This is a genomic window from Maribacter thermophilus (assembly GCF_001020565.1).
GTDB classification, from domain to species: domain Bacteria; phylum Bacteroidota; class Bacteroidia; order Flavobacteriales; family Flavobacteriaceae; genus Maribacter; species Maribacter thermophilus.
The window spans coordinates 1761077-1786567 of sequence record NZ_LDAS01000001.1; the positions used below are offsets into that span (position 1 = coordinate 1761077).

Genomic DNA, 25491 nt, shown 5'->3' on the forward strand with positions numbered 1-25491 from the left:
AGGTTAGATTTGAAAAAATGAAGCTAAGAGCCGAAAATATAATGAAGTCTTACCGTGGCCGTAGAGTGGTCAAAGGTATTTCTTTAGAAGTAAACCAAGGAGAAATCGTAGGTCTTCTTGGACCTAACGGGGCAGGAAAAACAACCTCGTTCTATATGATCGTGGGCCTTATCAAACCAAACGGGGGAAACATCTATTTGGACGATATGGAAATCACCAAGTTTCCTATGTACAAAAGGGCTCAGAACGGTATCGGCTATTTGGCACAAGAAGCATCGGTTTTTAGAAAACTCAGTATAGAGAAAAACATCTTAAGTGTTCTTCAACTTACAAAGTTGAGCAAAAAAGAACAGCACATGAAGATGGAGTCGCTCATCGAAGAATTCAGCTTAGGACATATTCGCAAAAACAGGGGAGACCTGCTATCGGGTGGAGAAAGACGACGTACAGAAATAGCGAGGGCCTTGGCGACCGACCCAAAATTCATATTGTTGGATGAGCCTTTTGCAGGGGTAGACCCCGTTGCAGTGGAGGATATTCAGCGAATCGTGGCCCAATTAAAGAATAAAAATATAGGTATTCTAATAACAGACCACAACGTACAAGAAACCTTGGCCATTACAGAACGTTCGTACCTCATGTTCGAAGGCGGAATTCTAAAATCAGGTATTCCAGAAGATCTTGCTGCAGACGAGATGGTCCGTAAGGTCTATTTAGGCCAGAATTTTGAACTTCGTAAAAAGAAGCTGGATTTTTAATAACCAGCTCTAACCGCATTCGTTCTTGTGGTACTTTCACAACTTTTTACCATACAACCGAAAATATCGGTAAGCCGCCATACCCCCAACAAAATAAAACACCGCCAACATCCAGAACACATGCCGGTGCCCTTTTAAACCTGGTGAAGTATCTAGCAAATATCCCATGGCCGGCCCGGCAAAAATATCAGGAGTATAACCGACCAAAGAAATTAGACCTACGGCAGTACCGGTATACAATAAAGGAATTTTTCCACTTTGCATTACAGAAAAATAAAGTGCCCTTACCGAATATACCCCTATTGCCACTACTAGTATAGAAAGCAAAAACAAGAGCCAAGAAACGTTCACCACTATACCCAAAGCAAAGACCAAAGCCCCAAAAAAGGCGATAACAAAACCAATAAATAGCCATAGAACAGGTCTTGAACGATCTGCCAAAACCCCTATCAATATTCCAACAAAAGGTCTTGCGAAAAGCAAAAAGGTACCCACCTGGGCCGAGGCTACCTCGTTGTACAACATAACATCTTGAGCATAGAGGGAGAAAACATCCGTGATCTTGTACCCAACATAGGCACAAAGAATAATAACCATAAGCAACAATACCGATGGCAGCGCAAGTACTTCTTTTACCTGCGACACGGTAATACGCTCTACTATTATTTTTTTCTCTACTTGGGGCGGTAGTTTCATGAACATCCAAACCAAGGCCCCTACTACCGTTACAATACCAGAAGAGGTCAATATAACATACCTAAAGGCCGATCTACTTTCTTCAAGAGAAGCCTGATCCAACTCGTTTACCATAAAAAAAGAAAATACCATTACCCCCATGGTACCAAAAAGAGCCCCTACAAGTCCCCTTCCCCCATCCAACAAACCAAAAGCTTTTCCTTGCGACCGATGCCCACCCCATACACGGGTAGCCTTTATCATTGGCGACCAAAAAAGGAAAATAGTGGTAAACCCCCAAAAACCGTATAGAAGTTGTAATGTAGAATAATCTGGAAAAGTAGCAAAAAGTAAACCTCCCAATGCGGTTAACCATAAGGCCATCGCTATTAATTTTCTTGGGGGAAACCTATCCGCCAGCGGACCACCGAACAAATAGGAAACCAAGGCAACAAAACCATATACCGAAAAACACAGACCTAACTGAACATTGTCCAAATTAAATACTTTTAAAACCGTAGGCCTAAAAACCCGCTGTAATACAAAGGGCAGGATAAACACACTCTCCCCTGCCAAAATCAACATAAACAGGTAATACCAAGGTACTTTTCTAGATTCTTTCATTTTTATTGTATAGGAATCCAGATCTGCTCTTCTGAATTGGGGTCATTATTTTTGTACTTGTCCCCAAGCACTTCAAAATGAGGACGATTTGCCAATTGGTATTTCGAATTGGGCAACCATTCCTGAAAAATATAGGTAAAAATTCTGGCATCGTTTGGCAACCCCTTATAATCAAATACGGCATACTTACCTTTGGACAGTACAAAAACTTCCATTCCATCGGGTACGACATGCGCATCCGTAACCTCTACAAGAGCCCATTTTACAAACTTATTGGCGGGACTAAAGTTCTGGTAATAATCCTTTGGATAAACCTGTAAAGAAATATATTCGGAATTGGCCTTGTTCTTGATCTCTTTGTTGCGTACCATAAAAGACCTCCAGAGATCTATGGTCCTATTCTCTATCAAACTCATTGACAGCGATACACCTACCAATTTTTTATCTTCTAAAAATTCTATTCTAGGTGCTATATTCAAAATGCTTGTTTTATCTTTCTTTCGGCCGTTAGTTAGACTTTCTATTTTTGCAAAGATTGTAGCCAACTAACGGTAACCAACAACTGCCCTACATGCCGTTGACTATGTTCTGCCGCATGAAACAAAAGCCCCAAAACAGTTGATGGAAGTTTTTTTCTACCCACTGTTCTTATCTCTTTTAACTCATCTTCTGAAATACCTTCAAAATATCGGAGCATTTTTTCTACTTGATCACCAAAAAGATTGCATAGATCATCGGCCGATAAAGAGCCATTTCTCTCCCCTTCGCTTCTCAAATACTTAAACTGCTCTTCGGTTAACGCCTTTCCCTTGGCGTAGGTCATCATCCGATCCAGAACCCCGGTAATATGCCTTATATGAAATCCTATAGATGCCCTACCTTCGGGCTTTTTCCATAACAGATCTGAAGGTAAATTTTCTGTATATATCTTCAGTTCCTTTTTTGATTGCAACAGTGCGTGCGCCGCAGGTTGCAATAAAGACGGTATCCCCTTTACAGGACCCCTTAACCAAAATTCGGTGTTATCACCCTGTACGGAGTCTGACATATTCTTATCAAATTATTATTAGGGACAATATCAAAAAAACACCTTAGAACTTTTGTGCCACGAAAGAACTAACTATGTAAAACACAATAATCAGAGGAATTGCCAAAAATTTCATCGTTATCAACATAATTAAACTAACAATCAAAAATACATATCGTAGGGCATTGTCCTTAAAGCCCCAATTCTTGAATTTTAATGCGAACAACGACAAATTGCAATTGAGCAAATAAGCACTTACAAGCGTAAGAACCAACAAAAACCACTGATTTAGAATAATCTCACTGATACCTTTGCTTCCATTGTAAAAAAGTATCAATGGCAACGACAAGATCAGCAAAGCATTGGCAGGAGTCGGTAGCCCTATAAAGGAAGAAACCTGATTCTCGTCCAAATTAAATTTGGCTAAACGGTAAGCAGATCCCATAGTAATTATAAAGCCCGCAAAGGGCACCACCGCAGACCACTGAAAATTATCTGTTTCTAAAAAAGAAGTGGTATTTAAACTCCACCCTCCACTTTGCGACATGGCGAGCAACTGAAACATAACAACACCCGGCACAAGACCGCTTGTAATCATATCCGCCAAAGAATCTAGCTGAAGCCCCAATTCGCTTTTAACGTTCAAGACCCTAGCTGCGAGTCCGTCGAAAAAATCTAGAAAAATGCCCAAAACAACGAACAAAGCTGCCATTTCCAACTTGTTCAACACTGCAAAAACTGTCGCCACACAGCCACAGAAGACATTTAAAAGAGTTATAAAATTGGGGATATGTTTTCGCATAATATCTTCAATCAATTTTAGTAAAAATAAGATAAATTGGTTATTATTCGCATCTTTGTTCAGTTATCGACGAGATTAATCCATGTTAAAGAAAGTATTTCTATTTTATTGTTTTTTGACTTTTGGTATCCAAGTTTTTTCACAAGGCCCCCAATTGTCCCCATTATCGGAGTTAAGCTTGCTCACCGTTGGCACCGGTGATGAACTAGCAGCCAAATTCGGCCATAGCGCCATACGTTTTAAAGACCCTTCTTTAGGCATAGATGTAGTATATGGTTACGGTACCTACGATTTTGAAGACCCCAATTTTTATTTGAATTTTACCCGGGGAAAACTCGCCTATACTATATCTCGCATTCCTTTTAAATATTTTATGCGCAGCTACCAATTGGAACAACGCTGGGTAAAAGAGCAAAAACTAAACCTAAATTTAGATCATCGAAAAGCAATAGTGTCATTTTTAGAGCATAACTTACTACCAGAAAATCGCAAATATAAATATGATTTTCTTTTTGACAACTGCGCCACTAGGATACCCTTGGTATTTGAAAAAAACCTGGGGGACAAACTCGTGTACGATTACACACATTTTAAGGACCATTATACCTTTAGGCAGCTAATACACCAAAACCTAGAGGTAAACTCATGGTCCAACTTCGGTATTGATCTTGCACTAGGTGCGGTAATCGACAGAAAGGCCACCCCTTACGAACATATGTTTTTACCCTTGTATGTTTACGAGCAAATGAAACAAACCACCATAGACGGTGAACCCTTGGTAAAAAAGGAACAGGTTATATTGAACATCCCTCCAAAAGAAGACGCCCCCCTTTTTATCTTAACACCTATATTTTGGCTGGCACTGTTAATGATAACGGTCTTTGTTATCACCTATAAAGATTTCAAGAAAAACAAAAGAACCCGTTGGTTGGACGTTGCTCTCTTTGCAATTACAGGTCTTGCGGGAGTTCTCATATTATTTTTATGGTTTTTCACAGATCATGAAGCTACCAAAATGAATTTCAATGCTTTGTGGGCCTTTGCCCCCAATATTATCGCCGCCTTTTTTATAGCAAAAAGAAAGCTGCCCAAATGGTTTCAGAATTATACGACCTTAATACTGGGGCTTTTGTTTATAAATATAGTTTTATGGATCCTGAAAGTTCAGGTATTCTCTATATTGCTCATTTTTATCTTAGCGGCTTTGTTCTTAAGGTATGTTTATATAATCATGTATCTAAAAAAACAAAACACACAATAACACACCTAACAATACATGAACCTACTCACAGTTGAAAATATATCCAAATCCTACGGGGAATTGGTCTTGTTCGAAAATCTTTCCTTTGGCATAAACAAAGACCAAAAGATTGCCTTGATCGCAAAGAACGGTAGCGGAAAGACCTCTATTTTAAATATTCTGTCGGGAGCCGATACTCCAGACACTGGGCAGGTAAATTATCGCAAAAGCACTAGAGTATCGTTTTTGGCGCAAGAGCCAATAATGAATCCTTCGTTAACGGTCGAGGAAACCATTTTCGCTTCCGACAATGAAATACTTCAGGTAATTGCGAATTACGAGAAAGCACTGGCAAACCCAGAAGACACAGAGGCTTACCAAAAAGCCTTTGAGGCCATGGACAGGTTTGAGGCATGGGATTTTGAAACCCAGTACAAACAGATTCTTTATAAATTAAAGCTAGAAGACCTGAACGCCAAAGTAGGAAAGCTTTCAGGTGGACAAAAAAAACGTTTGGCCTTAGCCAATGCACTTATAAACAGACCCGATCTTTTAATTCTTGATGAGCCCACGAACCACCTTGACCTAGAAATGATAGAGTGGCTAGAAGAGTATTTCGCAAAAGAAAACCTAACGCTTTTCATGGTCACGCATGACCGCTATTTTCTAGAACGTGTCTGTAACGAAATATTGGAGTTGGATAACGGCACACTATACCCCTATAAGGGCAATTACTCTTATTACCTAGAAAAGAAAGAAGCAAGAATAGAACAGCAGGCGGTTGAGCAGCATAAGTCGGAAATACTTTTTAAAAAGGAACTGAGCTGGATGCGACGCCAGCCAAAAGCAAGGACTACAAAGTCGAAATCTAGAATAGACGATTTTAATGCGATAAAAGAAAAGGCCAGCCAACGTAGAAAAGAGCACGAGGTTCAGTTGGAAATAAATATGGAGCGCATGGGAAACAAGATCATTGAGCTTCATAAAATATCAAAATCGTTTCCCAATAAACCCATTTTAGACAAATTTGATTATTCTTTTACCAAAGGGGAAAGAGTCGGCATTATAGGAAAAAACGGTACGGGAAAATCTACCTTCTTGAATATATTATCGGGAAAGGACCAACCCGACAGTGGCAAAGTAGTGGTAGGCGAAACCATCAAGTTTGGTTACTATACCCAAAAAGGCATACAAATAAAGGAAGGTCAGAAAGTTATCGATGTTATTCGCGAGTTCGGAGATTTTATTCCGTTGATGAAGGGAAGGCAAATTTCTGCACAACAACTTTTGGAACGCTTTCTTTTTGACAGAAAAAAACAATATGACTTTGTAGAAAAACTTAGTGGAGGAGAACGCAAGCGGTTATACCTATGCACAGTTCTTATCCAAAACCCTAATTTCCTTATTCTAGACGAACCTACGAACGATCTGGACATTGTTACCTTAAATGTACTGGAAAGCTTCCTGTTAGATTTTCAGGGCTGCCTAATCGTTGTTTCACACGATCGCTATTTCATGGACAAAATAGTAGACCACCTATTTGTCTTTAAGGGCAAGGGCGTAATTGAGGATTTTCCCGGAAACTATTCTGACTACAGAGCCTACGAAGACAGTCAGGTAATAGAAAAAAGAGAACAGAAAGATAAAACCGAAGCACCTAAAAACACCTGGAAAAAAACGGAATCCGTTAAGTTATCCTATCAAGAACAAAAAGAGTTCAAACAATTAGAGAACGAAATACAAAAATTGGAATACAAAAAACAGGAAATACAGAATAAATTTACAGATACTTCTTTATCGGGAGAACAAATAGAAGCTTTATCCGTAGAACTTGGGGAAGTTACCGATGCCATTGACACAAAAACCGAAAGATGGTTTGAGCTATCGGCCAAAATGGAGGGTTAAACAAGGCTATAGGTTCCTTAAAAAATTAAAAACTACGGTTTAACTGCTTTAAAAATCGATAAAGTGAAATAGGCGCCCGAACCGTTCATCGAGTGAATTTCGCACTTTGTCCGGTTACATGTCGGATAACGAGAAATTGGGGTTTTTCAGCGATTCACCACCCTTCAAAATACACTTGCGGTAGTTATAATAATGTAACAAACGCAAGTCATGAAAACAATAGCAACCATCTTCTTTATCCTTTTTATAGGAACAACACTACAGGCCCAGAAAAACACTACGGAAGAAAAGGTAGAGACCATGGAAATGACCATCGTTACCAAAATCGTTAACTCTACCGATTTTAAAACCAACACCGAGGTTGCAAGGTTGTACAAGTTCAAAAACGCAAGGGTAACCAAAGCTTTGTCTTTTACGACCAAAAGAAACAAGGCCAAAATGGCTTAAAAGAATACAGTTTTCATTTAAAGCTACTTGATAACATCTTTAAAAAACCAATAATTTTATATACTTTGGCCGGCTCAAATTCTACTCAAGAGGCTAACCGGTGTATCGTTTACTTGCTTACCTAAAATTTCTGTTATCGTCCACCAACCAACACGGTGTACATTCTCCTTTTGTGTACAACTTCATTACCAAATCTTTATATCAAAAAAGAAACAAAAGGTGCTCGATTACCGAAGATGTATTATTCAAAAGCATATCCTATTTTAAATATAAAAAGGTAGGTTTAATACAACCGGACAATTCGTTAAAATCGACCTTAGACTCAAAATTCGGTCATTTAGAATACAACACCACGCCCTACGATATTATTTTTACAGATTCTAAAAATGAACTTTTAGACAAAATATCAAAGCAGATATATCATAATGATAGCGCTCTGTTGGTGCAAGGCATTCACAACTCAAAAGAACGGACAAGACTATGGGAGTCCATTAAAAAACTACCCGAAGTCACTGTCAGTATAGACTTATTTTACTGTGGCTTGATATTTTTTAGGAGAGAGCAGGCAAAACAACATTTTAAGATACGGATATAAACCCCTAAATTTATAATATAAGCTCTTAATTATGGACAACACTATTTACATTGTTTTAGGTGTCGTATTTGCCATATACCTGGCAATCACCATTATTAACCGAAGAAAATCCAAAGAAAGGAAATCGAGAAAATTTATGGATAATTACAAGAGAAACGACCCCAACAAATAACCGCTTTATCCATTTCAAGAAACCAATCCATTGTTATCAATGAAAATATACACCAAAACAGGAGACAAGGGAACTACGGCACTTTTTGGTGGCACCAGGGTACCTAAACACCATATGCGCATAGAGAGTTACGGCACCTTGGACGAGCTAAATTCATGGTTGGGCCTCATAGGCGACCAAAATATAGATACTTTAAGCAAAGAACAGCTTATTACGATACAAAAAAAGCTATTCACTGTTGGCGCCATTTTAGCGACAGCACCCGAAAAGAGCATTTTAAAAAATGGGAACGAGCGCCTTACCATCGACAAAATAAATGATAATGATATTGCCTTTTTGGAAAAGGCCATTGATACCATGGACAACGAACTACCGCCGATGACACATTTTATTCTTCCCGGGGGCCACACAACCGTGTCATACTGTCATATTGCACGTACCGTTTGCAGACGGGCTGAAAGAATGGCGGTATTGTTATATGAAAACGAACCCTTTGATGACAGGGTACTCTCATATCTAAACAGGTTGTCCGATTACCTTTTTGTATTGGCACGAAAATTGTCAAGAGATTTATCAGTAAAGGAAATCAAATGGATTCCTGACAAAAAAGACTAATAATTTCATATTTTAAACGTTATGAACTTATCAATGCGAAAAAAATGTTGATAACTATGCTGAAATAAATAGAAATTATCTTGGCTATTTACATTTAAAAATTATTTTTGCAAAAAATTTAAAATCAAACAATTACCATGTATTGGACATTAGAACTAGCGTCTTATTTAAGTGATGCACCTTGGCCGGCAAGTAAAGATGAGTTAATAGATTACTCAATCAGAACCGGTGCACCTTTAGAGGTTGTAGAAAACTTACAATCCATGGAGGAAGAGGGTGGCGAAATCTATGAGTCTATCGAGGAGATTTGGCCAGACTACCCAACCGAAGAAGATTACCTCTGGAATGAGGACGAATATTAATATTTGATATCATAAATAACTACTAAAAAGTCTCCTCGGAGGCTTTTTTTTTATGTAATTTTGACAGTCTTAAAAGGAATTTATGGCTCAAAGCCATACTGGAACACCTTTTGTTTAACTGAAGTGCCGATACCGATCATCGGCTACAAACAATTTATTGAAAAACACATTGAATCTTAGGTTTCGCAAATTTTCAATGTAAATTACAAATACATATGAATTTTATTAACTCCGTACTAAAGGCTTTCGTTGGTGACAAGTCAAAAAAAGATGTAAAAGAATTACAGCCTATAGTAAATCAGATAAAGTCGTTCGAATCCGAGTTCGAAAAATTAAGTTTAGATGAACTTAGAAACAAAACGGTTGTTTTTAAACAGACTATAAAAGATTCTTATAAGAACATTACCGAACAAATTGCCACTCTTGAAAAAGAAGTCAAAGCATCTACTGACATTGACAAAAACGAGGATATCTATGCAGAAATAGATAAACTTAAAGAAGAAGCCTATAAAATATCGGAAGACACCCTAAACAAGATTCTTCCCGAAGCATTCGCTGTAGTCAAAGAGACCGCCAAGCGTTTTGCAAACAACGAAACCTTGACCGTGACCGCGACGGAAAATGACCGAAAATTATCTGGAGAGAAAGAATATGTAACCCTAGACGAGGATAAGGCCATCTGGAAAAACTCATGGAACGCCGCAGGTAAAGAAGTTACATGGGACATGGTGCATTACGATGTTCAGTTGATCGGTGGTATTGCACTACACCAAGGTAAAATTGCCGAAATGCAAACGGGTGAAGGTAAGACCTTAGTGGCTACTTTACCTTTATATCTAAACGCCCTTACCGGAAATGGCGCACACCTTGTAACGGTGAACGACTACTTGGCAAAAAGGGATAGTGCCTGGATGGCACCAATTTTCGAATTCCATGGTTTGTCCGTAGATTGTATAGACCACCACAAACCTAACTCTGACGGTAGAAGGGCCGCATACAATGCCGATATTACCTACGGTACCAATAACGAGTTTGGTTTCGATTACCTAAGGGACAACATGGCACATACACCAAAAGACTTGGTGCAAAGACCACACAACTACGCTATTGTAGATGAAGTCGATTCTGTATTGATAGACGATGCCCGTACACCATTGATTATTTCTGGACCAGTACCAGAGGGTGACAGACATGAATTTAACGAACTAAAACCAAAGGTCAGTGAAATAGTCCAGAAACAGAGACAACATTTGACAGGTGTACTGGCCGAAGCCAAAAAATTAATTGCCGAGGGCAACACCAAAGAAGGAGGCTTTCTTTTATTAAGGGTTTACAGAGGTTTACCCAAAAACAAGGCATTGATCAAGTTCTTGAGCGAAGAAGGTGTAAAACAACTACTTCAGAAAACCGAGAATTTCTACATGCAAGACAACAACCGTGAAATGCCTAAGGTAGACGAAGACCTGTTGTTTGTTATCGATGAAAAAAACAACCAGATAGAGTTGACCGATAAAGGTGTAAACTATATATCCGGTGCAGAGGACAAAGATTTCTTTGTAATGCCAGATATCGGTGCAGAAATCGCCAAGATAGAGGAACAAAATCTTGATATTGAAAAAGAAGCTGAGCTTAAAGAAGAGCTTTTTAAAGATTTCACGGTAAAAAGTGAACGTATCCATACAATGAGTCAATTACTTAAAGCGTATACGCTTTTTGAAAAGGACGTTGAATATGTTGTTATGGACAATAAAGTGATGATCGTAGACGAACAGACCGGTCGTATTATGGACGGCCGTAGGTATTCCGATGGTCTTCACCAAGCCATTGAAGCAAAAGAAAACGTTAAGATCGAAGCATTAACACAAACCTTTGCCACCGTTACTTTACAGAACTATTTTAGAATGTACCGTAAACTGGCAGGTATGACAGGTACGGCCGTAACCGAAGCAGGGGAATTTTGGGAAATCTACAAACTTGATGTTATGGAGATCCCTACAAACAGGCCTATAGCCCGTGATGACCGTAACGATTTGATCTATAAGACAAAAAGGGAAAAATACAATGCCATTATAGAGGAAGTTACCCAATTGAGCAAAGCGGGAAGACCGGTATTGATCGGTACCACTTCGGTAGAAATATCAGAATTGCTCTCAAAACTTTTGAGCGTACGTAAAGTACCCCACAATGTATTAAATGCCAAACTCCATAAGAAAGAAGCCGATGTTGTGGCAGAGGCCGGTAAACCGGGCGTAGTTACCATCGCTACGAACATGGCAGGTAGGGGTACGGATATTAAACTTTCGGAAGAAGTAAAAAAAGCTGGTGGTTTGGCCATTATAGGTACCGAACGCCACGACTCTAGACGTGTAGACAGACAGTTAAGAGGACGTTCTGGCCGTCAGGGAGATCCAGGAAGCTCGCAATTCTATGTTTCTTTAGAAGACAACCTAATGCGTTTGTTCGGATCGGACAGGGTTGCCAAGATGATGGACAAAATGGGATTGGAAGATGGTGAGGTCATTCAACATAGTATGATGACCAAATCTATAGAAAGAGCCCAGAAAAAAGTAGAGGAAAACAACTTTGGGGTACGTAAGCGTTTATTGGAATATGATGATGTAATGAACGCCCAACGTGAAGTTGTCTACAAAAGAAGAAGACATGCACTACAAGGTGATCGCTTAAAAGTGGATATCGCCAATATGGTCTATGATACTTGTGAAGTAATCGTAGAAGGCAACAAAGCGGCCAACGACTATAAAAATTTCGAATTTGAGCTGATCAAATATTTCTCAATGACCTCTCCCGTAAGCGAAGAGGAATTTGGAAAGATGAGTGCCCAAGAAATTACCGGAAAGGTTTATAAGGCCGGATACGATCATTACAAAGAAAAAATGGAACGAAATGCCGCAGCTGCATTTCCTGTAATAAAACAAGTATACGAAGACAATGCCAATAACTTTGAACGTATCGTAGTACCATTTACGGACGGGGTTAAAACACTTAACGTTGTTACCAACCTCAAAGAAGCCTATGAAAGTGATGGTAAACAATTGGTCACTGATTTTGAAAAGAATATTTCTCTTGCCATTATAGACGACTCTTGGAAAACCCATTTAAGAAAAATGGACGAATTAAAGCAGTCGGTACAATTAGCTGTTCACGAACAAAAAGACCCTTTGTTGATTTATAAATTTGAAGCGTTTGAACTCTTTAAATCAATGATAGAGAAGGTAAACAAAGAAATAGTTTCTTTCCTATTCAAAGGAGAGCTACCTTCAGGGAACCCCAATGAGATCAGAGAAGCAAGAAATGTTCAACAAAAAAGGGAAAAAATACAGACCTCGAAAGAAGAGATTCCTAACAGTGACGAGCTTGCAGCACAGAACAGGGCCGCTGGACAAACACAAAGGCAACGACCCGCCGTTACCGAAACAATTACCAGAGAACAGCCTAAAATTGGCAGAAACGAACGGGTAACCATAAAAAATGTAATGTCGGGCGAGAGCAAGGTTGTTAAATATAAACAAGCCGAACCTTTGATCGCCAAGGGCGAATGGGTCATTACCCAAGATTAGTACAAGTTATTTATATAATTGCAATAAAAAAGACACTCTTCAGTGTCTTTTTTATTGCCTACCTGTCTAGGTCCTATCCGTAAAATATGTAACCTCAGCCTACGAGTTGATTTACAAATTTTATATATCTTTAAAAGAACCTATAACGAGACACAATGAAAAATTTAATGAAAAACCATAATTCGCCCATTGGCACATGGCAATCAACGCCAAAAACACTCTTATATGTTTTTTGTCATAACAAATTCGAAAAACTATAGTTTTGCTTGGCTTTATTTTTATCTCAAAAAACAATAAGCTATCTAAAACTTACCAGCCCATAATTATAAATTGTATTAAAATTAATTAAACTCGATAAAAATCAAGAGTTTATAGATGTACGTACAAAAGAAGTTATTTATGGGATATCAAAAATAAGGTAAACCAAAAAATCTTAGTATTATGTTAAAAACATAACTAGATTTACGCACAAAATACTTGATTACCGGTTACTAAACAGAAACTATGCCAGATTCTCTAATAGAACAAGAACGTCTTAGAAATAAAATAAAGTTAGTTCTAAAAGTAAATTATGTCGCAAGTGCTATTGCAATTACTTTTGGATTAGTTTGTTTCTTTCTACTGGATATAAAGGAGATTATACCTTACGTACTGGTTATTTTCGGATCGTTGAATTTCATCAACATCCAGTTCTTTAAACTAAAAAAGAACCTTACCCTTACATACAATATTTCTTCTATCCTTGCATTGATAAGTGCTTTGACCATTACACTATACAGTGGGGGCATCCATAGCCCATTTATATTTATGCTGGCGATAATTGTATTTGCGGCCTATCTTAATACGCAAAGAAACGGACAAGTCTATCTCAATTTTATTTTCGTACTCGTACTTCTAATTTTTACCCAAAGTTTTCCTGAATTAAGTTTTACCGAAAATGTTATCCCAACAGAGTATAGGAATGTTTTCAGTTTAATATCCATTTTGTTCTCGCTGTACTTATTGGGCAATATTTTTGGAAAAGTATTATTGAAGACCCATAACTCGCTCTATACTTCAAAAAAGGAATTGACAATACAGATGTACGAAAAGGAAATGTTACTTAAAGAAGTGCATCACAGGGTAAAAAACAACTTACAAACCGTTTCTAGTCTACTTAGCCTACAAAGTAGAAGTGTAACCGAAAGAAAAATGAAAGAGTTACTAAAAAGCACCCAAAATAGGGTCATTTCTATGGCTATGGTCCATGAAATGCTCTACATGAGAAAAGATATAAGCCAAATAGAATATAAATCCTATGTTCAAGAACTGAGCGAATATTTGATCAGGTCTATAAAAGGACTCGACAGTAAAGTGAATTTGAAGATTGATATTCCAGATATTAAATTGGGCATAGATACCGCCATACCTTTAGGCTTACTTATTAACGAAGCGGTTACCAATGCCTTAAAATATGGATTTACAGATGATGAAGAAGGAGAAATATATATTGCCCTAAAACAAGAACTGGACAAACAGTATACTCTTAATATTGGAGATAACGGTGTTGGTTTTCCAGATACGATCAATTATAAAAACACCAAATCGCTGGGGTTAAAATTAATTTACAACCTTACAAGACAGTTAAAAGGCACTATACAAAAAGACAATAGCAAAAAAGGCACAAACTACATCATTAAATTTCAAGAAGTAAAACAACAGCTATCTCCGGTTGCATAAATTTGAAATAAACCAAACTATCACCCCTATCTTTAAAGCCCCATTTGCACCAATACAAGCGGGTTCCAAAAGACCTTCTGGCATACCGTACACAAAAAATCAGTGTGCGATAAAAAACATACTACCGCCCCTTAGAACTTTCTTTGTTGAACAGGAACCTTTATAGGTTTAAGACTTCCCTTTGATTTTGGGAATATCAATAAATGGGAAACAACTAAAACAACGGGTATTATGGTAATAAATAATAACATAGCATTTTGTTTTAATAAAGTACTTAATTGCACTCTACAATTGTATTACAAAGGTTATGCCAATTTTGGTCTATCCTTTTTTGTGGTAAAAAACAAGGCTTTTTTAACCCTTGAATTTTTGTAGCGATATAACCTGGCCACACCATTGGTTTCAATTCTTTCTTTCTGGCCAAGGTCTTCTACTTTTAGGTTTTCTGCCATTTGCACCACACCTACTGTAGACACATCAACTTTGTGCTCAACATTTGCACTTTGTGCGAAAGAAACAGCTCCGAAAAAAAGAGTTAAAGACAAGGTTAAAATAGCTTTCATAACATTGATTTGGGTTATATAAAGCTAACTTCAGATGATAAAAAGTATCGTTACCTATCGTTTAAATACAAGGTTTTTCGATAACAAAACAAAGGTTGGATAAAGGGTACAAAATTGTCGATGAACGTTTTGGGCACCACGATCAACACATCGAAAAAACAGGTAGATAATCGGCAGTTTTCTCTTTACAAAAAGCCCCATCCCTCTTTAAATAAGAGAAGAAAACCTAATTATGATGTATTATAAATGGACTAATTAACCTCTTTTCTCAACACCTGCAATGGAGGACTTTTAAGAACACTAATATTGTTGGACAATCCTATTAACAAGACCAATAACGTAATACCTGGAAGCACGACAAAAAATGGAATCATTGAGGGTACGAACGGAGTTTCAAAAATAAAATATGCCAATAACTGACTACTGATCAACGAAAGTAAAATCCCCATTCCAGTACCCAACAACCCTAGGTACAAATATTCTAAAGCGGCCATCTTTAGTATCTGATTGCTCTTGGCACCGATTGTCCTAAGAAGTACACTTTCCCTAACTCGCTGATACCGACTGTTTCTTACCGAACCTATTAAAACAATTATGCCCGTTAAGATGCTAAAAAAAGCCATAAATGTGACCACCCAAGAAATTTTGTCCAAAATACCTTCTATCAAGGTAAGTACCTGTCGCAAGTCTAAAATAGAGACATTCGGAAAGCTTTTCACCAATTCGCGCTGAATATTGGCGGACGACAACTTATCTGGAGCATTGGTGGTCAACACATGAAATTGTGGAGCGTTCTCTAAAATCCCTGTCGGAAATACCACCGAAAAATTCATTTGCATTCTTCCCCAATCCACTTCCCTAATACTTCCAACAATTGTTTCCATCAGCATCCCTTGAACATTGAAGACCAAAGTATCTCCCACCACAACCTGAGCGTCATTGGCCACATTATCGGACAACGATATGGGTACCGGCCTACCCGGAACCACTTTTGCGTCAAAATCTCCAGAAATCAATTTTTCTGAACCGATCAAAGAATCACGATAGGTTACCCTAAACTCATGGTTTAATATCCATTTGTTTATTGTCGTAGTCGAATCTAAACGTATGGCGTTTACACTTCGATCCTTGATCCGATCTAAACGCATAGTAATAATCGGAATATTATCTATAATCGGCAGTTTCTTTGCCTTTATAGCCTTGATCATATCTTCTTTTTGTCCATTTTGAACATCGAACATAATCAGGTTAGGACTTTTTTCATTGGCCTCCAATGAGGTTTTGGCCAACAAAAAATCTTTTGTAAAGTAGAGGGTTCCTATCAAAAAGGTTCCAATACCAATGGCCAAGATCAATACCGCGGTTTGATTGTTGGGCCTATAAAGATTTAGTAAACTTTGTCTTGAAACAAAACTCCAAGATTTAGGAAAATAACGTTTTACCAATCGCATAAAAAATTGCGACATACCCCATAAAACCGCAAAAGTCACCAATATACCTATTACAAAGCTAGAGGCATACTTAAAATTATCGAGCAACCAATACGCGAATAAAAATACAAAGAGTACTATGGCCAAGAATACAAATATTTGAGCTTTTCTAGATTTGCCCCCAACATTCTCTTGTACCCTTAAAACTTGTAATGGAGATACAAACCAAGTATTTAATAAGGGCGATAATGCAAAAAGAACCGACATTAATATGCCCAAGACCAAACCTACGACAATGGCTTGATAAGAGGTAGATATTTGAACCTGAAAAGGCAAAAACTCTTGTAAGATCAAAGGAAAGGATTCTTGCAATAGTAGCCCGATCGTTGTTCCTATGATGCCTCCCAGCAATCCCATTCCCGCAATTTGCAGCAAGAAAATAAGAAATGTCTGCTTTCTGGTAGCTCCCAAACACTTTAAGACTGCTACCGCCTTTAATTTTTCTTTTATATAAATATGAACGGAACTGGCTATACCCACACAGCCTAACAGTAATGCTATAAAGGCTACCAAGTTCAAAAAACGCCCAACATTGTCATACCTTCTTCCCAACCTCTGACTCGTAGAGGTGTGTGTATCAAGATCTGCATTTTGCTCATCCAACAAAGGATCTAGTTCTTTATCCAACTTTTCGAGGTCTGCATCAGGGGCCTTAAAATAATAGGCATAATCCAACCTACTTCCCTTCTGCAACAACCCACTAGATTCCATAAAACCATAAGGAACCATAATCGGTGGCGCTACCGAAGTTCCAATTCCCGTGCTTCCCGGGGCCGTGACCAACGAACCAATTATGGGAAAGGTCTTGTTCCCTAATTTTACACTGTCTCCCACCACTAGATTAAACTGGAGCATAACGGTAGCATCTATTAGGGCACCAGATTCGGCTTGATATCTTACTGCCGCATCCGCAGGTTCTGTTTCGAGTTCACCATAAAAAGGAAAATTACCTTCCACTCCCCTAACCTGTACCAATTTAGTGGCACCGTTTTTAGAAAATGCGGCCATAGATGCAAACTTTACCTCCATAGCATCCGCACCACCAAGTGAATCCATTATAGACAATACCCGCTCATTGGCAGGTTCATTACTATCTATTAAAAAATCGGCTCCCATTAAGGCCTTTGACTGATTTCCAATGTTGTCCTTTAAATTTTCACTGAAAGATTGTATGGAGACTACCGCTGCAATCCCCAATACAATAGATGCCATAAACAACAGCAATCTTTTGCCGCTTGCCTTACCATCTCGCCATGCCATTTTAAACAACCAGCCCAACGAAGCCTTTGAAGTATATTTTAAATCGCTCAAACTACAATATCAGATTGGTTAGCAACAATTTTACCGCCCTTAAGTTTAATCACCCGTTGGGTCAGCCGGGCCAGATCTAGATCATGGGTAACAATGACCAAGGTGGTCCCCATTTCCTTATTTAGTTCAAATAATAATTTTATGACTTTTTCACCTGTTTCTTCGTCCAGGTTTCCTGTAGGTTCGTCTGCAAATAATATGGCAGGCTTTGTAGAAAAGGCCCGGGCCAAAGCCACACGTTGTTGCTCTCCTCCCGACAATTGTGATGGATAATGATCAAACCTATCCCCAAGACCCACTTTTTCCAATAATTCCCTTGCCTCTTTAGTAGCGTCGGCAGCCCCTTGTAATTCTAACGGAACGCTCACATTCTCTATAGCGGTCAATGTAGGTAACAGCTGAAAATTTTGAAAAATAAACCCAACTTTTTGGTTTCGCAACAAGGCCCGTTGATCTTCATTAAGGGCATTGAGTTCTGTACCGCATAACTCTATGGTTCCCTCATCTAACTGGTCTAAGCCCGCACAGAGGCCCAACAAGGTTGTTTTTCCACTTCCCGACGGTCCTACGATGGCAAAAGTTTCCCCTGCTTCTATGTCAAAGGTGATACCATCCAATACCGTTAAATCCTTTGTGCCGCTACGATAAGTTTTCCTTAGGTTCTTTACGTTTAATATCTTTGTCATAACTCATTTAGTACAAGCTAACAAAATAACTAAATGATTTTGGTTTTAAGAAGGATACACTATGCGCAAACTATTAAAGTTTAGTTATTTTTTTCTCGTTTTATTGCTAATTGGCTGTGGAGAAAGTAAAAAACAAAGGCAAACCGATAACACTACTGAATCTACAGTGGAGGAAAACAAAGAAGAAAAACAGACCCAAAGCAAGGTTATCCTGTTCTTTGGCAATAGCCTTACCGCTGCCTATGGTCTGGAAACAGAAGATGGGTTTCCACATAGAATACAGCTTCGTCTAGACTCTTTGGGTTTAGATTACAAGGTGATCAACTCTGGTCTAAGTGGTGAGACCACCTCTGGGGGACTCAATAGATTGGACTGGGTCTTGAACCAAAAGATAGACATATTTGTTTTAGAACTTGGGGCCAATGATGGACTTAGGGGCATACCTTTATCAGAAACCAAAGAAAACCTTCAAAAAATAATAGACAAGGTAAGAGAAAAAAATAACGAAACCACCATTCTCTTGGCCGGCATGCAAATTCCACCAAACATGGGCCAAGATTACACCACCGAATTCAAAAGCATGTTCCCGGACCTGGCAAAGAAAAACAATGTTTTGCTTATTCCTTTTCTTTTGGAAAATGTTGCCGGAATACCCGAATTGAATTTAGAGGACGGTATTCATCCTACAGCTGAAGGACAAAAAATAGTCGCCAATAATGTATGGAAGGTGTTAGAACCCGTTGTTTCGCCAAAGTAAAGGAAAAACAATATCCGACTAAGCCAATCTAGGCCTCCTTTTTCTCGACTTAAAGGCCAATGCCCTTTTTACCCTAGAATGTTTTGATATGTATATACCTGAAACTGACGGGATGCTTTTGCCCAAGTTAGTTTGGGCCATGGTTTCAGTAATTGGCATTGAAATAGCTTTCGCTTTTGTTTCAATATCATTTTTCTGAGCCTGGGCAAAAACTCCCATGCAGGTAACAAGCATTGAAATAAAAATAAGAGTAGGTTTCATTAGTAGATCAATTTGGTGAATATATAACTCTCGCTTATTGAATTTCAAATTTCCATTTCGATAAACGGTATCAATTTATCGGTCAAATGCATTTTTTTCGACCAACAACACTATTCCTACAAAAGTTTTCCTACAAAATCAGGTTTGTTTCATCGATAATTCTATACATTTCGTCGATATTTCAAATTAATTCCTACAAAAAATTGGACTTATTTAGATGTCTTTGAGGAAAGAGAAATATAATCAGGATACATATTAAAAGCAATTAAGCCATTTTGGCCCTGTTTCTTTTGGTCGTAAAAGACAATGCCTTGGTTACCCTTGCATTTTTGAACTTGTACAACCTTGCAACCTCGGTGTTGGTTTTAAAATCGGTAGAGTTAACGGTTTCGGTAACGATGGTCGTTTGCATGGTCTCCACCTTTTCTTCCGTAGTGTTTTTCTGGGCCTGTAGTGTTGTTCCGATAAAAAGGATAAAGAAGATGGTTGCTACTGTTTTCATGACTTGCGTTTGTTACACTATTATAACTACCGCAAGTGTATTTTGAAGGGGGGCGAATCGCTCAAAAACCCCAATTTCTCGTTATCCGACATGTAAACGGACAAAGTGCGAAATTCACTCGATGAACGGTTCGGGCGCCTATTTCACTTTATCTATTATAAGTGTCTTTCAACGGATATTACGACCCTATTTTAAACAACAAATTAGGATCGGGACAATTCTTTTTGTAAAAATCCAATGTTTGAAAAGAACAAACACCTGGATAATCTCCATAATAGCTCTCCACATCCTTAATTATCTGAAAGTGTAGATGTGGTGCATAATTCACGTTAATATCCGGTGTACCTAAAAAGCCTAAGGTACTACCTGCAGAGAATTGCTTCCCCAAAGTGAGTCCCTCCAGTGATTCTAGGCTTAAATGTCCATACAGGGTATAAAATACTATACCATCCAAACAATGCTCTAAAATTATGGTAGGTCCGTAATCCCCGATTCCTCTGTTATTTTTAAAACTATGGACTATCCCCTCTATAGGGGCTATAACTTTTGTTCCCGACTTACACCAATAATCTATGCCAAGATGAATATTTCGCGGTTCGTTGCCGGGAGCATTAAAATTCTGTTTATCGGCATAAAGATCCCTATTTTCCAAATATCCTCCATAAGCCACCTCACCATTGTTTTTATACAAAATATTATCTATGTACCGTTGACATTCTTTGGGTTGGGCAATATCCATTCCTTTTAAAATTTCATTATCCCTAGATAGATCCAAAGGCACATATGCCGATAAGGGAATAGTGTTATCCAATGGTCGTATGGGTTCTCGGGAAAGTGTCGTAAGTTTTTCTATAAGCAGATCCATGACGTAAAAATAATACGGTATGTTCATTACTTAACACTTTTTAACCTTTTGCATCGTAAGTACTTTGTAATTTACCTACCAATAAACAAACAAAATAAAATGACTCCGATTAGATTTACAATAATAAGTATTACACTATTGTTTGTCACCAGTTGCCAATCAAAAACAAAAAACACGAAAATTGCAGAGGAAGATGCTGTTGTAGCGAACGCCACCTCGCCAGAAACCGTAAAGCTTACCCCCCAACAACTGAGCAAATATGAGACCGCATACTTTGCCAGTGGTTGCTTTTGGTGTGTTGAAGCCATATTTGAAAGTGTCAAAGGTGTTAAAGAAGTAATCTCTGGTTATGCAGGTGGCAAAGAGGAAAACCCTACCTACGAAATGGTAGGCCGTGGAAAAACTTCACATGCCGAAGCTGTAGAGGTATATTACGACCCAAAGGTTATTTCCTTTACGGCTCTTGTACAAGTATTTTTTGGATCGCACGATCCTACGACATTAAACCGACAAGGACCAGATAAAGGTCCTCAATACCGTTCTATTGCGTTTTACAAAAATGACAAAGAGAAGAAAATCATAGAAAGCTATATACAGGCCCTAAAAGACCAAAATGTCTATGACGGCGCTACAATTACCACCGAGGTCACCCCTTTTACCAAATTCTATAAAGCGGAAGATTACCATCAAGACTATGAGCGCAACCACCCCAACAATCCTTATATACAAAATGTATCGATTCCAAGGTTGAACAGGTTTAAACAAAATTTTGGCGATTTTTTAAAAGAAGACATACATTAGCCTATTCTGACCATCAATCACTGATACAAATACAAGATCTTTTTAGGAGACTCCTTTTTAAAGTCCCAGTTGATTCTTTTCGGCCAAGAAACATAAATTTTAGTATCTTCAAGCGTCTTTTTAAGACGCTTTTTGCTTTAGATTATAACCAAACCAAAACAACATGATTAAAAGATTTTTTGTTTTTTCCGGGCTCTTTCTGGGCTTGGCACTATTTACCAATTGCAAGCATGAACCAAAAGATGACACTCCCTGGGTATCACTTTTTGACGGCAAAACCTTATCTGGATGGTCCCAAATAGGCGGTAAGGCACACTATACCATCAGAGATAACAGTATTGTCGGAAGTACGGTTCACGATACGCCTAATTCTTTTTTGGCCACCGATAAGTTGTACGATGATTTTATTCTTGAGCTAGATTATAAGGTAGACCCCAGTATGAATTCGGGCATACAGATCCGTAGCAATAGTTACCCACATTACATGAACGGAAGAACCCACGGTTACCAAATAGAAATAGACCCCTCTGAACGTGCTTGGAGCGCAGGCATTTATGATGAGGCCAGAAGAGGTTGGTTACATACAATGACAGAAAACAAGGCCGCACAAGAAGCTTTTAAACAAAATGACTGGAACCATTACAGGATCGAAGCTATCGGAGATACAATTAAAACATGGATAAACGATGTACCGGCCTCTTATTTAATAGACGATAAAACATCTAAAGGCTTTATAGCGTTGCAAGTTCACAGCATTGGTCCTGATCAAAAAGAAGGAACCGAAATTATTTGGAAAAACATTAAAATACTTACAGACAGTGTATCTAAATATGCAAGAAAAAGCCCGCTGACCCCTATTGTTACTGTCAATGCCCTAGGGGTAGACGAAGCAAAAAATGGTTGGAAAATGCTCTGGGACGGAAAAACCACGAACGGTTGGCGTGGTGCCAAATTAGATGAATTTCCACCCAATGGTTGGGAAATTAAAGATGGAGTCTTGACGGTATTGTCTTCTGGAGGTGAAGAATCTGCCGCAGGTGGAGATATAGTCACCAAAGAACTATATGGCGATTTTGAACTAAAGGTAGATTTTATGATTACCGAAGGTGCCAATAGCGGTATAAAATACTATGTGAACACCGACCTTAACAAAGGAGAAGGGTCGTCCATAGGATTAGAATATCAGATATTGGACGATGCCAGACATCCGGATGCCAAATTGGGAAGAAAGGAAGGCATTCGTACGGTTGCATCCTTATATGACCTTATACAAGCAGACCCCAACAAACCCATGAATCCTCCCGGAGAGTGGAACACTGCCCATATCAAATCAGTAGACAATCATGTAGAGCATTGGTTAAATGGTATGAAAGTAGTTGAATACGAAAGAAATAGTGATGAATACCTAAAATTAGTGTCTGAAAGCAAATATGCCAAATGGCCTAATTTTGGAGCCGCTGAAAAAGGTCATATTTTATTACAGGAACACGGTGATCGCGTTTCTTTTAAAAACATTAAAATAAAACCAATCACCAAAGACTAAATTATGACCACAAGAAGAAATTTTATAAAGAAAACCTCAGCTGGTACGGCGGCGGTAACTTTGGGCGGCCTAGTAATGCCCTCAAGTTCCTATGCAAATATTTTAGAAGCCAACGACAAGATAAACTGTGCCGTAATAGGCGTACGAAGCAGGGCCAAGGCCCATGTTAAGGCAATTAACGCGGATGCCAACGCTAAAATTCTTTATAGCTGTGATGTAGACGACCTAATATTAGAGGAACACAATGCCTGGTGCAAAGAGAACATCGGATATGTACCCAAGGTCGAAAAAGATTTTAGAAAGGTATTGGAAGACAAAAAAGTGGATGCCGTTTTTATAGCTACCCCCGAACATTGGCATGCGCCCATGGCCATTATGGCCTTACAGGCAGGCAAACATGTTTATGTCGAAAAACCCTGTAGCCACAATCCGTACGAGAACGATCTTTTGGTAGCCGCACAAAAAAAGTATGGCTTAAAAGTGCAGATGGGCAACCAACAACGTTCTGCCCATACATCTATAATGGCAATTAAAGACATTAAAGAAGGTATTATCGGAAATGTATATAAAGGTGAGGCGTATTACTCTAACAACAGAGGTTCTATTGGTATCGGTAAAGAGGTAGATGTTCCAAAAACTTTGGATTGGGAACTATGGCAAGGTCCGGCTATCAGGGAAAATTACAGAGATAATGTTCACCCATACAACTGGCATTGGTTTAAAAATTGGGGAACCGGTGAAATTCATAATAACGGTACGCACGAGATAGATATTTGCCGTTGGGCATTAGGGGTAGACCTACCCAATAGCGTTACATCGTTTGGCGGAAAATATACCTTTAACGATGATTGGGAATTTGTAGACAATCAGCAGGTGACCTATACATTTGACGATGATAAGTTTATTACTTGGACGGGGCATAGCAGAGGGCTTATAAAGCCTACCAGGCCAGGCAGGGGAGTTACCATATACGGTAGCAAGGGTTCTATTATGCTCGATCGTAATTTTTACCAATTGTACGATCTAGGGGGCAACCTGATCAAAGAGGAAAAAGAAGGTGGGGAAAGCCAGACTACCAATACCCGTGGAGAAGGCTCACTTGACGTAAACCATGTATCCAACTTTTTTAGTGCTATAAGAAAGGACGAGAGCTTACATTCCGACATAAAAGACGCCAGCATCTCTACCATGCTATGTCATTTGGGCAATATGGCCCAGGATGCCGGTGAAACCCTAAAAATTGATAGAACCACAGGAAAAGTACTGAACAACGAGAAGGTAATGAAAACTTGGAAAAGGGAATATGCCGAAGGCTGGGAACCCAAACTATAATAACCAATAAAAGCTATTTTGCCAAGTCACAATACCTTTTGTAACGCAAGAACAATCATCAGGAAAACATTTTCTTGAGAAGTATTTTACTATATTTAGTACAACAAACCACAAATTTGCGACTTATGAAAAGTATTGTGGCAATGGCTCTTATATTGGTTCTATTATCTTGTAACAAACACAAAGAAAAGCAAGATAGCGGTGTTATAAAAGTAGACTACACCGAAAAAGCTCCTCTTTTAGATGGTAAACCTACAGAAACCTTCTGGAACCTTTGCGATTGGTTACCGCTAGACCAAAACTGGATCGGAGGCCCCTATGAACATGGCGATTTCAACGGTCGCTATAAACTTGCCTGGAACGAAGAAGCCTTGTATATATTGATAGAAATTACCGACGATATTCTACTAGATCGTACCGAAGACCCATTAAAACTGTGGTGGAACGATGATTGTGTCGAAATTTTTATAGATGAGGACAATTCTGGGGGGCTACATCAATTTAGCCATAATGCGTTTGCATACCACGTAGCTTTAGATGGTAATGTGGTGGATTTAGGGCCGGACAAAAAACCAAGACTTTACAACGATCATGTAAGTTCTGCCCACACTACCGAAGACAACCTTACCACGTGGGAATTGGCCGTAAAAGTATTTGACGACTCTTTTATGGACGGAACCCAGAATACTCCCGTTTCTCTTAAACCTGGAAAAAAAATAGGTTTTGCCCTGGCATATTGTGATAATGATAAAAGTACCGAAAGAGAGAATTTTATAGGTTCGGTATTTGTAGAAGGAGAAGATAAAAATCAAGGATGGATCAATGCCGATATTTTTGGGACCTTGTTATTGTCTAAATAAA

Annotated in this window: 25 protein-coding genes; 15 read left to right on the forward strand and 10 right to left on the reverse strand. The window is 38.6% G+C overall.

The window, feature by feature from the left end:
• Positions 1-17 precede the first annotated feature (17 nt).
• Positions 18-758, forward strand: coding sequence for an LPS export ABC transporter ATP-binding protein (gene lptB, locus AB657_RS07585; RefSeq protein WP_047245938.1), 741 nt, complete (start codon positions 18-20; stop codon positions 756-758).
• A 36-nt stretch (positions 759-794) separates the two neighbouring features.
• On the opposite strand, the gene AB657_RS07590 is transcribed toward lptB, so the two are convergent.
• From AB657_RS07590 to AB657_RS07605, 4 genes are read right to left on the reverse strand one after another with little or no spacing between them, the layout of a single operon-like run.
• The gene (locus tag AB657_RS07590) at positions 795-2057 is read right to left on the reverse strand and encodes an MFS transporter (protein ID WP_047245939.1); all 1263 of its coding nucleotides are present in this window, start codon (positions 2055-2057) and stop codon (positions 795-797) included.
• Between the two features lie 2 nt (positions 2058-2059).
• Positions 2060-2536: a GyrI-like domain-containing protein gene (locus tag AB657_RS07595; RefSeq protein WP_232304857.1), complete on the reverse strand. Its 477-nt coding sequence runs from the start codon at positions 2534-2536 to the stop codon at positions 2060-2062.
• Positions 2537-2577: 41 nt separating this feature from the next.
• Positions 2578-3105, reverse strand: coding sequence for a DinB family protein (locus AB657_RS07600; RefSeq protein ID WP_047245940.1), 528 nt, complete (start codon positions 3103-3105; stop codon positions 2578-2580).
• Between the two features lie 43 nt (positions 3106-3148).
• Positions 3149-3886, reverse strand: a complete 738-nt coding sequence (locus AB657_RS07605) for a CDP-alcohol phosphatidyltransferase family protein (RefSeq protein WP_047245941.1) — start codon at positions 3884-3886, stop codon at positions 3149-3151.
• 154 nt (positions 3887-4040) lie between these two features.
• Between AB657_RS07605 and AB657_RS07610 the strand changes: the two genes are divergently transcribed.
• The 9 genes from AB657_RS07610 to AB657_RS07645 all read left to right on the forward strand — a co-directional run bounded on the left by AB657_RS07610 (position 4041) and on the right by AB657_RS07645 (position 14519).
• Positions 4041-5147 carry a lipoprotein N-acyltransferase Lnb domain-containing protein gene (locus AB657_RS07610; RefSeq protein WP_232304858.1) on the forward strand — a complete coding sequence of 369 codons (1107 nt, stop codon included), beginning with the start codon at positions 4041-4043 and terminating at the stop codon, positions 5145-5147.
• 15 nt (positions 5148-5162) lie between these two features.
• Entirely contained in the window at positions 5163-7031 is a 1869-nt protein-coding gene (locus AB657_RS07615; RefSeq protein ID WP_047245943.1) for an ABC-F family ATP-binding cassette domain-containing protein, read from the forward strand.
• A 210-nt stretch (positions 7032-7241) separates the two neighbouring features.
• On the forward strand, positions 7242-7478 hold the full coding sequence (locus tag AB657_RS07620) for a hypothetical protein (protein ID WP_047245944.1): 237 nt from the start codon (positions 7242-7244) through the stop codon (positions 7476-7478).
• Positions 7479-7578: 100 nt separating this feature from the next.
• Positions 7579-8073 (forward strand): uroporphyrinogen decarboxylase/cobalamine-independent methonine synthase family protein, encoded by a 495-nt coding sequence (locus tag AB657_RS18065; RefSeq protein ID WP_047245945.1) that lies wholly within the window; start codon positions 7579-7581, stop codon positions 8071-8073.
• 31 nt (positions 8074-8104) lie between these two features.
• Complete coding sequence (locus AB657_RS18070) at positions 8105-8245, forward strand: hypothetical protein (protein ID WP_198146890.1); 141 nt, start codon at positions 8105-8107, stop codon at positions 8243-8245.
• Between the two features lie 39 nt (positions 8246-8284).
• Positions 8285-8860 (forward strand): cob(I)yrinic acid a,c-diamide adenosyltransferase, encoded by a 576-nt coding sequence (locus tag AB657_RS07630; RefSeq protein WP_047245946.1) that lies wholly within the window; start codon positions 8285-8287, stop codon positions 8858-8860.
• 137 nt (positions 8861-8997) lie between these two features.
• Positions 8998-9222: a DUF2795 domain-containing protein gene (locus tag AB657_RS07635; RefSeq protein ID WP_027064442.1), complete on the forward strand. Its 225-nt coding sequence runs from the start codon at positions 8998-9000 to the stop codon at positions 9220-9222.
• Between the two features lie 215 nt (positions 9223-9437).
• The gene (gene secA / locus AB657_RS07640; protein ID WP_047245947.1) at positions 9438-12800 is read left to right on the forward strand and encodes a preprotein translocase subunit SecA; all 3363 of its coding nucleotides are present in this window, start codon (positions 9438-9440) and stop codon (positions 12798-12800) included.
• Positions 12801-13304: 504 nt separating this feature from the next.
• On the forward strand, positions 13305-14519 hold the full coding sequence (locus AB657_RS07645; RefSeq protein ID WP_047245948.1) for a sensor histidine kinase: 1215 nt from the start codon (positions 13305-13307) through the stop codon (positions 14517-14519).
• A 305-nt stretch (positions 14520-14824) separates the two neighbouring features.
• Here the strand turns inward: AB657_RS07645 and AB657_RS07650 are convergent, their stop codons facing one another.
• The 3 genes from AB657_RS07650 to AB657_RS07660 form a co-directional block, all read right to left on the reverse strand.
• Positions 14825-15082 (reverse strand): hypothetical protein, encoded by a 258-nt coding sequence (locus AB657_RS07650; protein WP_047245949.1) that lies wholly within the window; start codon positions 15080-15082, stop codon positions 14825-14827.
• A gap of 251 nt (positions 15083-15333) precedes the next feature.
• Positions 15334-17832: an ABC transporter permease gene (locus tag AB657_RS07655; RefSeq protein WP_047247874.1), complete on the reverse strand. Its 2499-nt coding sequence runs from the start codon at positions 17830-17832 to the stop codon at positions 15334-15336.
• A 47-nt stretch (positions 17833-17879) separates the two neighbouring features.
• Positions 17880-18569 carry an ABC transporter ATP-binding protein gene (locus AB657_RS07660; RefSeq protein WP_047245950.1) on the reverse strand — a complete coding sequence of 230 codons (690 nt, stop codon included), beginning with the start codon at positions 18567-18569 and terminating at the stop codon, positions 17880-17882.
• 61 nt (positions 18570-18630) lie between these two features.
• Here AB657_RS07660 and AB657_RS07665 point away from each other — a divergent pair, with 61 nt between their 5' ends.
• On the forward strand, positions 18631-19326 hold the full coding sequence (locus AB657_RS07665; RefSeq protein ID WP_047245951.1) for an arylesterase: 696 nt from the start codon (positions 18631-18633) through the stop codon (positions 19324-19326).
• Between the two features lie 18 nt (positions 19327-19344).
• Here AB657_RS07665 and AB657_RS07670 read toward each other — a convergent pair whose 3' ends face one another.
• The 3 genes from AB657_RS07670 to AB657_RS07680 form a co-directional block, all read right to left on the reverse strand.
• On the reverse strand, positions 19345-19587 hold the full coding sequence (locus AB657_RS07670; protein ID WP_157491626.1) for a hypothetical protein: 243 nt from the start codon (positions 19585-19587) through the stop codon (positions 19345-19347).
• 265 nt (positions 19588-19852) lie between these two features.
• On the reverse strand, positions 19853-20089 hold the full coding sequence (locus AB657_RS07675; RefSeq protein WP_047245953.1) for a hypothetical protein: 237 nt from the start codon (positions 20087-20089) through the stop codon (positions 19853-19855).
• 178 nt (positions 20090-20267) lie between these two features.
• A complete protein-coding gene (locus AB657_RS07680) occupies positions 20268-20981 on the reverse strand; it encodes a peptidoglycan DD-metalloendopeptidase family protein (RefSeq protein WP_232304859.1) in 714 nt (237 codons plus the stop codon).
• A gap of 72 nt (positions 20982-21053) precedes the next feature.
• Here AB657_RS07680 and msrA point away from each other — a divergent pair, with 72 nt between their 5' ends.
• The 4 genes from msrA to AB657_RS07700 all read left to right on the forward strand — a co-directional run bounded on the left by msrA (position 21054) and on the right by AB657_RS07700 (position 25490).
• A complete protein-coding gene (gene msrA / locus AB657_RS07685; protein ID WP_047245955.1) occupies positions 21054-21755 on the forward strand; it encodes a peptide-methionine (S)-S-oxide reductase MsrA in 702 nt (233 codons plus the stop codon).
• Between the two features lie 163 nt (positions 21756-21918).
• The gene (locus tag AB657_RS07690) at positions 21919-23298 is read left to right on the forward strand and encodes a 3-keto-disaccharide hydrolase (RefSeq protein ID WP_047245956.1); all 1380 of its coding nucleotides are present in this window, start codon (positions 21919-21921) and stop codon (positions 23296-23298) included.
• Positions 23299-23301: 3 nt separating this feature from the next.
• Positions 23302-24630 (forward strand): Gfo/Idh/MocA family oxidoreductase, encoded by a 1329-nt coding sequence (locus tag AB657_RS07695; RefSeq protein ID WP_047245957.1) that lies wholly within the window; start codon positions 23302-23304, stop codon positions 24628-24630.
• A gap of 125 nt (positions 24631-24755) precedes the next feature.
• Positions 24756-25490 carry a sugar-binding protein gene (locus AB657_RS07700; RefSeq protein WP_047245958.1) on the forward strand — a complete coding sequence of 245 codons (735 nt, stop codon included), beginning with the start codon at positions 24756-24758 and terminating at the stop codon, positions 25488-25490.
• Position 25491: the final 1 nt, after the last annotated feature.

What these genes read in the sequence shown, in the direction of transcription:
- AB657_RS07700 (WP_047245958.1), top strand. Translation starts at nt 24,756, where the DNA reads ATGAAAAGTATTGTGGCAATGGCTCTTATATTGGTTCTATTATCTTGT.
- msrA (WP_047245955.1), top strand. Translation starts at nt 21,054, where the DNA reads ATGACTCCGATTAGATTTACAATAATAAGTATTACACTATTGTTTGTC.
- AB657_RS07690 (WP_047245956.1), top strand. Translation starts at nt 21,919, where the DNA reads ATGATTAAAAGATTTTTTGTTTTTTCCGGGCTCTTTCTGGGCTTGGCA.
- AB657_RS07620 (WP_047245944.1), top strand. Translation starts at nt 7,242, where the DNA reads ATGAAAACAATAGCAACCATCTTCTTTATCCTTTTTATAGGAACAACA.
- AB657_RS07650 (WP_047245949.1), bottom strand. Translation starts at nt 15,082, where the DNA reads ATGAAAGCTATTTTAACCTTGTCTTTAACTCTTTTTTTCGGAGCTGTT.
- AB657_RS07660 (WP_047245950.1), bottom strand. Translation starts at nt 18,569, where the DNA reads ATGACAAAGATATTAAACGTAAAGAACCTAAGGAAAACTTATCGTAGC.
- AB657_RS07635 (WP_027064442.1), top strand. Translation starts at nt 8,998, where the DNA reads ATGTATTGGACATTAGAACTAGCGTCTTATTTAAGTGATGCACCTTGG.
- AB657_RS07665 (WP_047245951.1), top strand. Translation starts at nt 18,631, where the DNA reads ATGCGCAAACTATTAAAGTTTAGTTATTTTTTTCTCGTTTTATTGCTA.
- AB657_RS07680 (WP_232304859.1), bottom strand. Translation starts at nt 20,981, where the DNA reads ATGAACATACCGTATTATTTTTACGTCATGGATCTGCTTATAGAAAAA.
- secA (WP_047245947.1), top strand. Translation starts at nt 9,438, where the DNA reads ATGAATTTTATTAACTCCGTACTAAAGGCTTTCGTTGGTGACAAGTCA.
- AB657_RS07630 (WP_047245946.1), top strand. Translation starts at nt 8,285, where the DNA reads ATGAAAATATACACCAAAACAGGAGACAAGGGAACTACGGCACTTTTT.
- AB657_RS07605 (WP_047245941.1), bottom strand. Translation starts at nt 3,886, where the DNA reads ATGCGAAAACATATCCCCAATTTTATAACTCTTTTAAATGTCTTCTGT.
- AB657_RS07675 (WP_047245953.1), bottom strand. Translation starts at nt 20,089, where the DNA reads ATGAAAACAGTAGCAACCATCTTCTTTATCCTTTTTATCGGAACAACA.
- AB657_RS18070 (WP_198146890.1), top strand. Translation starts at nt 8,105, where the DNA reads ATGGACAACACTATTTACATTGTTTTAGGTGTCGTATTTGCCATATAC.
- AB657_RS07615 (WP_047245943.1), top strand. Translation starts at nt 5,163, where the DNA reads ATGAACCTACTCACAGTTGAAAATATATCCAAATCCTACGGGGAATTG.
- lptB (WP_047245938.1), top strand. Translation starts at nt 18, where the DNA reads ATGAAGCTAAGAGCCGAAAATATAATGAAGTCTTACCGTGGCCGTAGA.
- AB657_RS07590 (WP_047245939.1), bottom strand. Translation starts at nt 2,057, where the DNA reads ATGAAAGAATCTAGAAAAGTACCTTGGTATTACCTGTTTATGTTGATT.
- AB657_RS07645 (WP_047245948.1), top strand. Translation starts at nt 13,305, where the DNA reads ATGCCAGATTCTCTAATAGAACAAGAACGTCTTAGAAATAAAATAAAG.
- AB657_RS07695 (WP_047245957.1), top strand. Translation starts at nt 23,302, where the DNA reads ATGACCACAAGAAGAAATTTTATAAAGAAAACCTCAGCTGGTACGGCG.
- AB657_RS07655 (WP_047247874.1), bottom strand. Translation starts at nt 17,832, where the DNA reads ATGGCATGGCGAGATGGTAAGGCAAGCGGCAAAAGATTGCTGTTGTTT.
- AB657_RS07670 (WP_157491626.1), bottom strand. Translation starts at nt 19,587, where the DNA reads ATGAAACCTACTCTTATTTTTATTTCAATGCTTGTTACCTGCATGGGA.
- AB657_RS07600 (WP_047245940.1), bottom strand. Translation starts at nt 3,105, where the DNA reads ATGTCAGACTCCGTACAGGGTGATAACACCGAATTTTGGTTAAGGGGT.